9 protein-coding genes are annotated in these 13,974 nt (G+C 68.5%); 6 read left to right on the top strand and 3 right to left on the bottom strand.

Annotated elements, in window-relative coordinates; genetic code table 11:
* Positions 1–310: 310 nt before the first annotated feature.
* Together hemL and thiD are read right to left on the bottom strand one after the other, a co-directional pair.
* Complete coding sequence (gene hemL, locus RZE77_RS23760; RefSeq protein ID WP_319439538.1) at positions 311–1,606, bottom strand: glutamate-1-semialdehyde 2,1-aminomutase; 1,296 nt, start codon at positions 1,604–1,606, stop codon at positions 311–313.
* On the bottom strand, positions 1,606–2,571 hold the full coding sequence (gene thiD / locus RZE77_RS23755) for a bifunctional hydroxymethylpyrimidine kinase/phosphomethylpyrimidine kinase (protein WP_319439537.1): 966 nt from the start codon (positions 2,569–2,571) through the stop codon (positions 1,606–1,608). The genes hemL and thiD overlap by 1 nt, the downstream gene beginning before the upstream one ends.
* A 111-nt stretch (positions 2,572–2,682) precedes the next feature.
* Between thiD and RZE77_RS23750 the strand changes: the two genes are divergently transcribed.
* The 6 genes from RZE77_RS23750 (at position 2,683) to RZE77_RS23725 (ending at position 12,861) form a co-directional block, all read left to right on the top strand.
* Positions 2,683–2,853 (top strand): rubredoxin, encoded by a 171-nt coding sequence (locus tag RZE77_RS23750; protein ID WP_007838397.1) that lies wholly within the window; start codon positions 2,683–2,685, stop codon positions 2,851–2,853.
* 81 nt (positions 2,854–2,934) lie between these two features.
* Complete coding sequence (locus tag RZE77_RS23745; protein ID WP_015867390.1) at positions 2,935–3,333, top strand: response regulator; 399 nt, start codon at positions 2,935–2,937, stop codon at positions 3,331–3,333.
* On the top strand, positions 3,334–3,699 hold the full coding sequence (locus RZE77_RS23740; protein ID WP_015867389.1) for a response regulator: 366 nt from the start codon (positions 3,334–3,336) through the stop codon (positions 3,697–3,699).
* A 19-nt stretch (positions 3,700–3,718) separates the two neighbouring features.
* Positions 3,719–4,252: a chemotaxis protein CheW gene (locus RZE77_RS23735; RefSeq protein WP_124958691.1), complete on the top strand. Its 534-nt coding sequence runs from the start codon at positions 3,719–3,721 to the stop codon at positions 4,250–4,252.
* Positions 4,253–4,294: 42 nt separating this feature from the next.
* Complete coding sequence (locus tag RZE77_RS23730) at positions 4,295–6,601, top strand: methyl-accepting chemotaxis protein (RefSeq protein ID WP_319439536.1); 2,307 nt, start codon at positions 4,295–4,297, stop codon at positions 6,599–6,601.
* Between the two features lie 188 nt (positions 6,602–6,789).
* Positions 6,790–12,861 carry a hybrid sensor histidine kinase/response regulator gene (locus tag RZE77_RS23725; RefSeq protein ID WP_319439535.1) on the top strand — a complete coding sequence of 2,024 codons (6,072 nt, stop codon included), beginning with the start codon at positions 6,790–6,792 and terminating at the stop codon, positions 12,859–12,861.
* 21 nt (positions 12,862–12,882) lie between these two features.
* Here RZE77_RS23725 and RZE77_RS23720 read toward each other — a convergent pair whose 3' ends face one another.
* Positions 12,883–13,965, bottom strand: a complete 1,083-nt coding sequence (locus RZE77_RS23720) for a helix-turn-helix transcriptional regulator (protein WP_319439534.1) — start codon at positions 13,963–13,965, stop codon at positions 12,883–12,885.
* Between the last annotated feature and the right edge of the window lie 9 nt (positions 13,966–13,974).

The raw sequence follows: 13,974 nt of genomic DNA, 5'->3' as shown, positions 1-13,974 counted from the left end.
ACTGCGCTGCCGGAGCCCTCCCTGGCAGGGCCAGTTCCATTTGGTGGACTGGCTGGCGATTCGCTGCCAATACATCCACCGATTTCGAAAATTGTTTAGCGAAGGCCGACTGGAAGAGAGGGTTATTTGCGCCGGCGGCTAAACAGAACGGCTATCGCGTGGATATATCTGTGCCGGGAAAACTGTCTTTGCGGCAGACGGACGACGGCCATCACAAGCCGATTCAAGTGAACGACTGGCTTGTGACAGCGCTGCGCCATGTGGCAGCGCCGAGTAAAAAAATAGGCGCCCTGATGGCGCCCGCAGCAGATCAGAGCGATCGGGCTGTTCTGAAAACCTGCCGTGCCGCCTCAATGGTCGCCGCGATGTCGTCCTCGCTGTGCGCGGCGCTTACGAATCCCGCCTCGTAGAGCGCCGGTGCGATGTACACGCCGCGATCCAGCAGGCCGTGGAACAGCGCATTGAACTGCGCGTTGTCGGTGGTCATCACGGTCGCGTAGTTCTGCGGCAGCTCGTTCATCAGGAAGAAGCCGAACATGCCGCCTTCGCTGTCGGCGTTGAAGGGCTGGCCCTCGGCGGCTGCAGCGGCCTTGAGGCCGTCGACCAGCGTGCGGGTCTTCTTCGCCAATGCTTCGTAGAAGCCGGGCTTCGAGATTTCCTTCAGCGTGGCAAGGCCGCAGGCCGTGGCCACCGGGTTGCCCGACAGCGTGCCGGCCTGGTAGACCGGGCCGAGCGGCGCGAGCTGCTCCATGATGGCGCGCGGGCCGCCGAAGGCCGCCAGCGGCATGCCGCCGCCGATGACCTTGCCGAGCACCGTGAGGTCGGGCGTGATGCCCAGCACGCCCTGCGCGCCGTGCAGGCCGACGCGAAAGCCGGTCATCACCTCGTCGAACACCAGCAGCGCGCCGTGCTGCGTGCACAGCTCGCGGCAGCGGGCGGCGAAGGCGGGCGTGGCGCGCACGAAGTTCATGTTGCCGGCAATCGCCTCGATCATCAGGCAGGCGATGTCGTTGCCGTGCAATGCGAAGGCTTCCTCGAGCTGCGCGATGTTGTTGTACTCGAGCACCAGCGTGTGCTGCGTGACCTCGGGCGGCACGCCGGCCGAGGTGGGATGGCCGAAGGTGGCGAGGCCGGAGCCGGCCTTCACCAGCAGCGCGTCGGCATGGCCGTGGTAGCAGCCCTCGAACTTGATGATGTGCTTGCGGCCGGTGGCGCCGCGCGCCAGGCGCAGCGCGCTCATGGCGGCCTCGGTGCCCGAGCTCACGAGCCGCACCATCTCCATCGACGGCATCAGCGCCAGGATGGCTTCGGCCAGCTCGATCTCGCGCTCGGTCGGCGCGCCGTAGGAGAAGCCCTCGAGCACGGCCTTCTGCACCGCCTCGACCACCGCCGGGTGGCCATGGCCCAGGATCATCGGGCCCCAGGAGCCGATGTAGTCGATGTAGCGCTTGTCGTTGGCGTCCCAGAAATAGGCGCCCTCGGCCCGGCGGATGAAGCGCGGCGTGCCGCCCACGGCCTTGAAGGCGCGCACCGGCGAATTGACGCCGCCGGGGATGACGGCGCGGGCGCGCTCGAAAAGAATGTCGTTTTGGTCAGCGTTTGGCATCAGTGTCGGGTGTCGTGAGGGGGCAGGGCAAAGTCTTGCGGCGCGTCGGGGTCTTCATCGTCGTCCTCGTCGTCTTCCGGCTCGGCCCAGAACAGGCGGTCCGGCAGCACGTGGCCCATGCCGGGCCGGAAACCCGCGTCGAGGCAGCGGTCCATGTAGGCCAGGGCCTCGGTGGTGGCGGCCACCAGGTCGGTGCCGCTCGCGAGCAGGGCGGCCAGCGCGGCCGACAGCGTGTCGCCCGCGCCGGCAAAGACGGCTTCGAGCCGTTCGTATTTCTCGCTGGCGAGCACCGACTGCGGCGAGGCCAGCACGTTGTCGATGAACTGGTCGGGCAGCACCATGCCGGTCACCAGCGTGTAGGGCACGCCGAACTCGCCGGCGGCCTTGGCGATGTCGCGCGCGCCGGGCGGACGCTCGCCGCTCCAGTCGGGCAGCAGCCAGCGCCACAGCGTACTGTGGTTTCCAACCAACACTGTGGCCTGGGGCAGCAGCAGCTCGCGGAAGGCGTCGAGATAGCCCTCGATGAGGTTCTCGTCCCACCAGGAAAGGTTGGGCATGTAGGCCACCAGCGGCACCTCGGGGTAGTCGGAGGCGGTCTCGGCGATGGTGCTCAGGGCTTCGGGTGTTCCGACGAAGCCGACCTTGATGAGCTGGACCTCCACGTCCTCGAGGATGGTGCGCGCCTGCTCGGCGATGGCCTCTTCCTCGAAGGCGAAATGGTCGAAGATCTCGGCCGTGTCGCGCGCGTAGGCGCCCGTCACCACGGGCAGCATGTGCGCGCCGACCGAAGCCATGGCCAGGGCGTCGGCGCCCAGGCCGCCCGCGCCGCTCGGATCGCTGGCGTTGAAGACCAGCACGCAGGGCGGATTCAGGTCGCGCTCGGCCACCTCTTCGGCGTCCGGCGGGGGGTCGTTAAGATTGCCCGGTTTGCGGGCGTGGTCTGCTGGATGTAAGTAGATGGTCATACGCCGGGCGAAATCCCCTGGATGGTGGCATGGGCGCGACGTTTACCGTCCGCCAGTGAGATACGCATAGATACACTCGTTGCATTTAATGAACAAGGACTTTAAGCTCCGATGAATACGAAAACTTGGATGTGCCTGATTTGTGGGTGGATCTATGACGAAGCGGTTGGTGTACCGGAAGACGGCATCGCGGCAGGCACGGCCTGGGCCGATGTCCCGATGAACTGGACATGTCCTGAGTGCGGTGCGCGCAAGGAAGACTTCGAAATGGTTGAAATCTGAAGCATGGCATAGGGCTACGCGATTTGCGCCGATGTACGGCGCGGCGGGCATCCAAGTCTCATCTCAGCAGGAGCATGTGCAATGGGGCCGAATGGATCAGGTTACAAGGTGCTCGTCATCGACGACAGCAATACGATCCGGCGCAGTGCCGAAATATTTCTGAAGCAGGGCGGACACGAGGTTCTTCTCGCGGAAGACGGCTTCGACGCGCTCTCCAAGGTTAACGACCACAAGCCGCATCTGATTTTCTGCGACATCCTGATGCCGCGGCTGGACGGCTACCAGACCTGCGCCATCATCAAGCGCAACGCTCATTTCTCCAATGTTCCGGTCGTGATGCTCTCTTCCAAGGACGGCGTCTTTGACAAGGCTCGCGGCCGCATGGTCGGGTCGCAAGACTACCTGACCAAACCTTTCACCAAAGACCAGCTGCTGCAGGCCGTGCAGCAGTTTGGCACCCTTCAACAGGAAGTGCAGTAAATGCCCATTCGAAAAATCCTCGTCGTCGACGACTCCAAGACGGAACTGGTGTTCCTCTCGGACCTGCTCCAGAAGAACGGCTTTGCGGTCAAGACCGCCGAAAACGCCGAAGACGCCATGCGCCGCCTCGAAGAGGACCAGCCCGACCTGATCCTCATGGACGTCGTCATGCCCGGCCAGAACGGCTTCCAGCTGACGCGCGCCATTGCCCGCGATCCGCAGTACGCCGCCATCCCGATCATCCTGTGCACCAGCAAGAACCAGGAAACCGATCGCGTCTGGGGCATGCGCCAGGGCGCCCGCGACTACATCGTGAAGCCGGTCAACGCGGCCGAGCTGATGTCCAAGATCAGCGCGCTGGCCTGAGCAGGCGCCTGCCGAGTCCATGGCCAATCGCGACGCTCTCCGAGCCTTCCAGTCCCGGCTTGCGAGCCGCCTGCAGGCTGCGCGCACGACCGGCGTCGCCGCCTCGTGGCTCGCGGTCGAGGCGGGCGAGGGCAAGTACCTGTTCCCACTCGGCCACGCGGGAGAAATCTTCCCGTGGACGCCGCCGCAGCCCGTGCCCTATACGCAGCCCTGGTTCCTGGGCGTGGCCAACCTGCGCGGCGGCCTCTATGGCGTGGTGCACCTGTCGGCATTCGCCTCGGGCGCGCCGGACAACACGGCCGCCACCGAGGCGGCCCGCATGCAATCGCGGCTCGTTGCCCTCAACGAGCTGCTCGAAGTGAACTGCGCACTGCTGGTCGACCGGCTGGCGGGATTGCGCGGCGCCGAGGCCTTCACGGCTTCGGAGCCGCCGGATGCGCAAGCACCCGCCTGGCTGGGGCATCTGTACACCGATGCGGCGGGCGAGCGCTGGCAGGAAGTCAACCTGCAGGCGCTTTCGCAGCAACCCGAGTTTTTGAGTATTGGCGCCTAGTGCTTCCGCACAGCCCAAAGACAACCACCTGAAGGACCGACCGTGAGCTCGATCGCCGACAAGTTCAAGAAATTACTGCCCGCGAACAGCGGCAACGACAAGGCCCGCGTCGACGGCTCCGGTTCCATATCGCTCGACGACGTCGACACGGTTCAGGCCCTGGAGGAAAAGACCGTTCGGCTGGCCCGCAAGGACGGCGCGCCGGCCGCGCCGCTGCCCGCCGGCTTTGCCGACGAAATGCTCGGTGGCAGCGAGGCGGCCAACGAGGCGGCATCGCCCGAAAGCGCCCAGGCCGCGGGCGGCCGAGCGGGTTCGAACCCGGCGCGCCAGCAGCGCATCCTGGCCATCATGCTCGCGGTGGTGGTGCTGCTGCTGCTCCTGGTGGCCGGCTCCGCCATTCTTCGCGCCGAGCGCCTTGCGCAGCAGGTGGCCGCCACCGGCCAGTCGCTGATGCAGTCGCAGCGGCTCGCAAAATCGATCTCCCAGGCTCTCGTGGGCAGCGCGCCCGCATTCGTCGAAGTGAAGGACAGCGCCGACGACCTCACGCGCCGCGTGCAGGGCCTGACCAACGGCGACGACGCCCTGCGCCTGGAGCGCGTGGGCAACCAGTACGACGAGGACATGGCCAAGATCAACCCCCTGGTTGTCCGTGCCGATGCCAGCGCCAAGGTCGTGCTGGCCCAGCGCCAGATCCTGACCCAGGTGGGTGCCGCTCTGCGCGACATCAACCAGCAGTCGTCCGCGCTGCTCGAAATGACGGAAACCGTCGCTTCGCTGAAGATGCAGCAGAACGCCACGCTGCCTGAAATTTCGGCGGCCGGCCAGCTCGTGATGCTGACCCAGCGCATCGGCAAGTCGACCAACGAGTTCTTCACGGTCGAGGGCGTGAACCCCGACGCCGTGTTCCTGCTCGGCAAGGACCTGAACACCTTCCAGGAAACCACGCGCGGCCTGCTCGACGGCAATGCGCAGCAGCGCTTCCCCGGCTCGAAAGACCCGCAGACCCGCGAGCAGCTCACAGCCATTCTCAAGACCTACGAGCAGATGCGCACGCAGGCCTCGGCCATTCTGGGCAACCTGCAGGGCCTGGTGGCCGCGCGCGAAGCGCAGGCTTCCATCCTGACCGACAGCGAACCGCTGCGCAAATCGCTCGGCGAGCTGCAGGACAAGCTGTCCGCGCGCACCGGCCTGGGCGCCGGAACGATCGTGATGCTGTTCGTGCTCTCGCTGGCCGCCCTGGCTCTGGCCGGCGCCATCGGTTTCGTGCAGGTGCGCGAAGGCCGCGAACGTGCTGTCGTGGCCGAACGCGAGCGTCTCGCGGCCGAGCAGGCCAGCGAAGAAGCGGGCCGCATCAACAACGCCAACCAGGCCGCCATTCTTCGGCTGATGAACGAACTGCAGACAGTGGCCGAAGGCGACCTGACGCAGGAAGCCACCGTGACCGAGGACATCACCGGCGCCATCGCCGACTCGGTGAACTACACGGTGGAAGAACTGCGCCTGCTGGTGGGTAACGTGCAGAACACGGCCACCCGCGTGGCGCAGACCACCTCGCAGGTGGAAAGCACCTCCACCGAACTGCTCGCCGCCTCGACCGAGCAGCTGCGCGAGATTCGCGAAACCGGCCAGTCGGTGGTGACCATGGCCGAGCGGATCAACGGCGTGTCCTCGCAGGCGCAGGAGTCCGCCACGGTGGCGCGCCAGTCGCTGCAGGCTGCGTCCTCGGGCCTGCAGGCCGTGCAGAACGCCATCGGCGGCATGAACTCGATCCGCGATCAGATCCAGGAAACCTCCAAGCGCATCAAGCGCCTGGGCGAGTCGTCGCAGGAGATCGGCGAAATCACCGAGCTGATCTCGGACATTACCGAGCAGACGAACGTGCTGGCGCTGAACGCCGCCATCCAGGCCGCATCGGCCGGTGAAGCCGGCCGCGGCTTCTCGGTGGTGGCCGAAGAAGTGCAGCGCCTGGCTGAACGTTCCGCGGACGCCACGCGCCAGATCTCGGCGCTGGTGAAGGCCATTCAGACCGACACGCAGGACGCGGTGGGCGCCATGGAGCGTTCCACGCAGGGTGTGGTCGAAGGGGCCAAGCTGTCCGACAATGCCGGTACCGCGCTGTCCGAGATCGACCGCGTGTCGCGCCGGCTTGCAGACCTCATCGAGCAGATTTCGCAGTCCGCTTCCCGCGAGGCCGATTCGGCCAACGTGGTGGCCGCCAACATCCAGCACATCTTTGCCGTGACCGAGCAGACCGGAGAAGGTACCCGCAACACCGCCCAGCAGGTGCGCGAGCTGTCGCAGATGGCCGAGGAACTGCGCCGCTCGGTGGCCCGATTCAAGATCGCCTGATGAAGCTCTCCCCCAGTCTTCGCGCACTTCGTGTCGCTTCGCCAACCCCCTTCCGGGGGCAGCACCGGCAGCCCGGCAAAGCCGGTTCTGCGGTGTTTCACGAAGGAACGATGGCGGAGGCTTCGTGCATTCGGGGCGCGCAGCGCCCAGTGGAAAACTGACAGTCAAGAAAACGGCGAGCATCCAACGTGTCGACTCAAACCCCTGCCACGGCCCCCCTCGCTGGCAACGTGCCGGCCACCGAAGACCTTGGGCCGCTGGCCTGGGTTCTGGGCGAAATCCAGAAATCCCTCGACAGCGTCGGCAAGTCGCTGCGGCGCTTCGTGCGCGACGTGGGCAATGCCTCGGAGCTCGAAAGCGGCCCGCTGCAGATGGCCCGCCAGCAGCTGCACCAATCCGTGGGCGCGCTGCAGATGGTGGGCAACAACGCGCCCGCTCTGGTGCTCGGCGCCATCGAGTTCGCGGTGCAGGGCTTCATTGCCGAGCCGCAGCGCTGCACCGACAGCGCGGTCCAGAAGATCGAGCGCGCCGGCTTTGCCGTCACCGATTTCCTCAACGCGCTCCTGGCCGGCAAGGCCGTGTCGTCGGTGGCGCTGTTCCCGCAATACCGCGACGTGCTCGAACTGGTCGGCAACGAGCGCGTTCATCCGGCGGACCTGTGGAGCACCGCCTGGCGCTGGGTCGAGGTGCGGCCCGCGCTGACCCAGGCTGCCGTCAGCTATGACCCGGCGGTGCGTTCGCGGCTCGACCGCGAGGTGCTGCAGCTGGTCAAGACCGGCGACCCGCAGGCCGCGCGGCGGCTGCATGCGCTGTGCCTGGGGCTCGGGCGCGGTGCGCTGCTGCCCCGCGTCGCCAGCTTCTGGACGCTGGCCGCAGGCTTCTTCGAGGCCCTGGCGCTGGGCCTGATTCCCGCCGATTCGTATGTGAAGCGCGCCGCTTCCCGCGTGCTGCTGCAGTACGCCACCCTGGCGCGCGGCGACAGCGCGGTGTCCGACCGCCTGGGCCAGGACCTGCTGTTCTTCTGTGCCCAGGCCGTGCCCGGCGCGCAGGACGAGGCCGCCACCCTGCGCACCGTCCGCACCGCCTGGGGCGTGGCCGCCGAGCGCCAGGTCGACTACACGGTCGAGCAGTTCGGCCGCTACGACCCGCTGGTGCTGGCGCAGGCGCGCAAGCGCATCGAAACCGCCAAGGAAATGTGGTCGGCGCTCTCGGGCGGCGACATCACCCGCACGCGCCAGGTGGCCGACACCTTCGCGCAGCTGGGCGAATCGCTGCAGAAGCTCCATCCGCCCATCCTGCCGATGGTGGAGGCGCTCACGCATGCGGTCGACGCCTCGGTGCGCTCCAGCCAGCCGCCCGATACCGAGCTGGCGATGGAAGTCGCCACCTCGGTGCTCTACCTGGAAGCCGCGCTCGAAGACCTGGATCCGAGCGATCCGCAGCTCACCTCCCGCACCCTGCAGCTGGCCGGGCGCATCGAGCGTGTGCGCGCAGGCGGGCATTCGGAGCCGCTCGAGCCCTGGATGGAGGACCTGTACCGGCGCGTGAGCGACCGCCAGACCATGGGCACCGTGGTCGACGAACTGCGCAGCCACCTGAGCGAGCTCGAGAAATCGCTCGACCAGTATTTCCGCCGCCCCGCCGAGAAGGCCCTGCTGCGCACCGTGCCGAGCCAGCTGCTGCAGATGCGCGGCGTGTTCTCGGTGCTGGGGCTCGACCAGGCCGCCAGCACCGTCCAGCGCATGCGCGACGACGTCGAGCAGATGCTGGTGGGCAACGCATCGCCGATCGAGGAGATGCAGAGCTTCGATGCGCTCGGCAACAACCTGGGCGCGTTGGGCTTCCTGATCGACATGCTGGGCTACCAGCCGGCGCTCGCCAAGCGCCTGTTCGTGTTCGACGCCGATGCCGGCGAACTCAAGCCGCTGATGGGCCGCCAGGCCGCCGATGGCGCCGCGGAGGCGGCGACTCCCAGCGCCGCGCCCGCAGCCGCCGAAGCGGTGCTCAGCATCGAGGAGGTCGATGCCCAGATCGCCTCCAAGCTCGCCGCGCTCGCCACGCCCAACCGCAAGGCGAAGGTCTCGCCCATCGAGGAATTCAGCAGCAAGGCCGACAGCTGGACCCACAAGATCGCCGGTCCCGCGGCCCTGCCCGATACCGAGGTGACCGAGCTCGAAGAAGACGACCTGCAGAACATCTTCCTGGACGAAGCCCGCGAGGTGGTGCAGAACGGCCTGGCCGCCATCGACGAGCTGGGCAGCCACCCCGACGACACCGAGGAACTCACCATCCTGCGGCGCGCGTTCCACACGCTCAAGGGCAGCTCGCGCATGGTCGGCCTGACCGACTTCGGCGATGCCGCCTGGTCCTTCGAGCAGGTGCTCAACACCTGGCTGGCCGACCAGCGCGACGCCACGCCCGACCTGCTCACCGGCACCCGCAAGGCGCTCGAAGAATTCAGCCAGTGGGTCGAGGCCATTGCGTCCGGTGCCCAGCATGGCTGGAAGTCGGGCCACTTCAGCCGCGTGGCCAACGCGCTGCTGGCGGGCGAACCCGTGCCGGCCGCCCCGACGTGGGTCGCCGATGCCGATGCCCTGGCCGTGGCCGCGCGCCACATCGCCGCGGAGCTGCCGCTGGCCGCTCCCGCACCGATGTCGGAACCCGCGCAACCGCCGGAACCCGCGCAACTGCTGGAACTTCCGGAACTGCCCGACCTGTCGCTTTCCCCCGCAGCGCCGGTGGAAACGGCACCCGCCGCGCAATTCGAACTGCCGCCGCAAACGCCGCCGGCCGCTGCAAAGCCTGAAGCCGACGACGACTTCGCTTCCACCGATTTCCTCGACTTCGAATCCAGGCCGCTGCCGGATGTCGAAGGGTCCGAGGCTTTCGACCACAGCGCCGACTTCGATTTTCTTGCGCCCGCGAATGCGCAGGCGCCGGTCCAGTCGATCGCTCGCTTCACGGCGGAACCCGCCGTCGAACCGGCACCGGCCGCCGATGCGCCCGAATCGCCGGCCCTGGACGGGCTGCCCGACCTCGACTGGGCGACCGAGATCGTGCCGGCGAAGGCGGACGAGCCCGTGGCGCTTGCCGAGGAGTCCGCACCGGTGCCGGCGGAAGAGCCCGCAGCAGCGGTGCCCGCCGAAGAACCCGTGGCCGCACCGGCCCTGCTGCTGGAGCCTGACGAATCCGCCGTTGCCGTTGCCGCCGACGAAGCACCGGCCCAGGTTGCGGAAGCTGCGCCCGTCGCCGCCGAAGAAATCGCCCCGCTGCCCGAAGCCGAGGAAACCGCCGAAGCCGCAGCCTCCGGTGCCGAAGACCAGGTCAAGGTCATCGGGCCGCTGCGCATCGGCATTGCGCTCTACAACGTCTACCTCAACGAGGCCGACGAGTGGTCCAGGCAACTGGCCACCGAAGTGGGCGAGTGGGCGCTCGAATCGCACGAGCGGCTGTCCGACTCGACCGTTGCCCTCGCGCATTCGCTGGCCGGCAGCTCGGCCACGGTCGGCTTCCACAGCCTCTCGGGCATGGCCCGCCTGCTCGAAGCCGCGCTGCAGCATCTGCAGATGCAGGGCAGCGGCTCGCGCGAACAGGGCGTGGTGCTGGTGGCCGCGGCCGACGAGCTGCGCCGCCTGCTGCACCAGTTTGCCGTCGGCTTCCTGCGCGAGCCGTCCGAGGGAACGCTGCAGGCGCTGCGCGACATTGCCGCCGCGCCGATGCCGGCCGAGGCTGCCGCGCGCGTCGAAACCCGCCCGCTCCAGCATCTGGTGGCGCAGGGCAACGTGGCCGACGTGGCGCTGGACGATTCCGAAGACGCGATCGACATGGTCGATGCGGTCGACGTCGACCTGTTCCCCATCTTCGAGGAAGAAGCGGCGGAACTGCTGCCCCAGCTGGGCCAGGCGCTGCGCCAGTGGGCGCACCATCCCGACGACAGCGCGCCGCGCGCCTCGGTGCTGCGCACGCTGCACACGCTCAAGGGCAGCGCCCGGCTGGCCGGCGCCATGCGCCTTGGCGAGCGCGCGCACCGCATGGAGTCCGAGATCGAAGTGCTGGGCACCCAGGGCGGTGCCGACCGGGCCGAGATCGAGAAGCTGCTCACGCGCCTCGATGCGCTGCAGGCCACCTTCGACGCCCTGCGCGCCGCGGACGATGCCACCCAGGCCGAAGTGGCCCAGCTGGTGGCCACGGCCTCGGTGACTTCGCCAGGCGTGCAGCTGGTGCAGGTTCCTGCCGAATCGGGCGTGTCCGCCAACGACGAGACACTGGCCGCCAGTGACGAGAACGCCAGCCCGGCCGCGGAAGCCGCCGCCGCGCCATCGCTGCTGCCGCGTCCGGCCCCCGCGCTGCTGGCGCCGCTGCGTGCGGTGTCGAGCCAGGCCGTGCGCATCCGCACCCAGCTGCTCGACCGCCTGGTGGCGCAGACCGGCGAGGTCATCATCACGCGCTCGCGCCTGGAGGCCGAGCTCGGCCAGCTGCGCGGCTCGCTCTCCGACCTCACGGGCAACCTCGACCGCCTGCGCCAGCAGCTGCGCGACATCGAGGTACAGGCCGAAAGCCAGATGCAGTCGCGCCTGGCCCAGGCCAAGGATTCGCAGCAGAGCTTCGACCCGCTGGAGTTCGACCGCTTCACCCGCGTGCAGGAACTCACGCGCATGATGGCCGAGTCGGTGAACGACGTGGCCACCGTGCAGCGCACGCTGCAAAAGACGGTGCAGGCCACGGAAGACGACCTCAGCGTTCAGGCGCGCCAGACGCGCGAACTGCAGCGAGGCCTGCTGCGCACGCGCATGGTGGAGTTCGAGGGCATCTCCGACCGCCTCTACCGCGTGGTGCGCCAGGCCTCCAAGGACACCGGCAAGCAGGTGCGCCTGGACATCGTCGGCGGCTCCATCGAAATGGACCGCGGCGTGCTCGACCGCATGACGCCCGCCTTCGAGCACCTGCTGCGCAACTGCGTGGCGCACGGCATCGAGGAACCGGCCGCGCGCGAAAAGGCCGGCAAGGACGCCAACGGCCTGATCGTGATCGACCTGCACCAGGAGGGCAACGACGTCTCGGTGAGCTTCCGCGACGACGGCGCCGGCCTCGACCACGGCCGCATCGCCGAGCGCGCCCGCACGCTGGGCCTGCTCGCGCCCGGCCAGGAACTCTCGCCCGAGGAAGCCACCGAGCTGATCTTCAAGCCCGGCTTCTCCACCGCCGGACAGGTGTCCGAGCTGGCCGGCCGCGGCATCGGCATGGACGTGGTGCGCGCGCAGATCGCCGCGCTCGGCGGCCGCATCGAAACGCGCAGCACGGCAGGCCAGGGCACCACCTTCAAGCTGGTGCTGCCGCTCACCACCGCGGTGACGCACGTGGTGATGCTGCGCGCCGGCGAGGTGTCGATCGGCGTGCCGTCCAACCTGGTCGAGCTGGTGCAGCGCGTGAGCAGCACCGAGCTCGAGGCCGCCTACCTGCACAACAGCCATCCGTTCGGCAGCGAGCAGGTGCCTTTCTACTGGGCCGGCGCATTGCTGCAGGCCTCCGCGCGCAGCGAGCATCCCACGAGCAGGAACAACACCGTCGTGATCGTGCGAAGCGCGGCGCAGCGGGTCGGCCTGCATGTGGACGAAGTGCTGGGCAACCAGGAAGTCGTGGTCAAGAACCTCGGGCCGCAGCTGGCCCGGCTGCCGGGCCTGGCGGGCATCTCGGTGCTGGCTTCGGGCGCGGTGGCGCTCATCTACAACCCGGTGGCGGTGGCCGCGGTGCATGGCGACCAGGCGCGCGAGCGACAGGCCGCCGCGCTGGCCGCGCCCGCGCATGCCGCCGGCGCCGACCATGGTGCGCCGCAGGAGCCGTTGCCGATGCTGGCCCCCGCGGCGCCGCAGGTGCCGCTGGTGCTGGTGGTCGACGACTCCATCACCGTGCGCCGCGTGACGCAGCGCCTGCTGCAGCGCGAAGGCTATCGCGTGTCGCTCGCGGCCGACGGCCTGCAGGCGCTCGAACGCCTGCAGCAGGAGCGCCCGGCCGTGGTGCTGTCGGACATCGAGATGCCGCGCATGGACGGCTTCGACCTGGCGCGCAACATCCGCGCGGACGATTCGATGGCCGGCCTGCCGATCATCATGATCACCTCGCGCATCGCCGAGAAGCACCGCGACTACGCGCGCACGCTGGGCGTGAACCACTACCTCGGCAAGCCCTACTCGGAAGAAGAACTGCTGCGCCTGGTGCGCAGCTACACCAGCGAGCCTGCCGCCACGCTGGCTGTGGCCTGAGCCGAGGCCGCGGCCGGTGTCCTAAGGCGCAAGCAGCGCCTTGCGCACCAGGTCGACCTGCCGCGTGCAGCCCATCTTGGCCATCAGCGAGCCGAGCTGGCTGCGCACCGTGTGTACCGACACGCCCTGCGCGCCGGCGTGCTGCTTGGGCGACTGGCCCGCGATGAGCGCGGCCAGCACGCGCGCCTCGGCAGGCGTGATTCCGAAGGCGCTGCAGAGGCCGTCGATCGAGGGCGCCGCCTGCGAACGGCCGAGGCGGATGCGTGCCAGCACCAGCACCTCCTCGCCCAGGCTCAGCTGCGGTGCGGCGCGTGCCATTTCCAGTTCTTGCAGGCCCGCCGATCCGCCGGAGATGGGCAGGCAGACCCGCTGACGCGATTGCGCCGCCAGCCGCAGGCCGGCCACCAGCGCCTGCTGCGTCTGCGCATCCGGATGCCAGAGCCGCTGGCCGCGCAGGCGCAGCGAGCGGCTGGTGCCGAAGAACTCCTGCGCGCCGGCCGATGCGCGCAGCACCGTGCCCGCAGGCGTCACCAGCAAGACCGCCTCGCCGAAGGCCGCGAGCGCGGATTCGGCGCCGCCGAGCCACAGCCGGGCACGCTCGTCGCGGCGCGCCAGTCCCTGGCGCAGCGCCTGGGTGACGCGGCGGATCCGCGTGCTGTCGAGCAGCCGGCGCGCATGCGCGGCCGTGCTGCGCTGCACCGTCAGGCCGCCGCGGCGCTGCGCGCCCTCGTCGAGGATGCAGGCCAGCATCTGGCGCGCCTCGTGGCGGCACATGAAGTCGGCGTAGTAGAGATTCTTCGAGAGAAAGGCGGGCGAGAACAGCTCGTGCGTGTCGAACCAGCTTCCCGGCGCCGCGCCGAGGGTCGGCGGAATCAGGATGTCGTGGGCGCAGAAATGCTGCATGTATTCGCGCTCGGCGGCCGGTGAAACATTGACCTGCTGGAAGCTCAGCAGCTCGCTGCCGCGCTCCAGCAGGATGAAGGTGGCGCTGTCGCCGCCGATCACCTGCTGCATGCCTTGCAGCAGGTCGCGCCATGGCGGCTGCGGATCGTCCAGGTGCGCGATGGCGTCGAGCGTGCGGCGCAAAGCGAGATTCCGGTTCATGTAGTGCCT

Source organism: Variovorax sp. SPNA7, assembly GCF_033807855.1.
Classification (GTDB): domain Bacteria; phylum Pseudomonadota; class Gammaproteobacteria; order Burkholderiales; family Burkholderiaceae_C; genus Variovorax; species Variovorax beijingensis.
The sequence above is the reverse complement of the archived record's forward strand: the minus strand, read 5'-3'. Positions and strand labels throughout refer to the sequence as shown.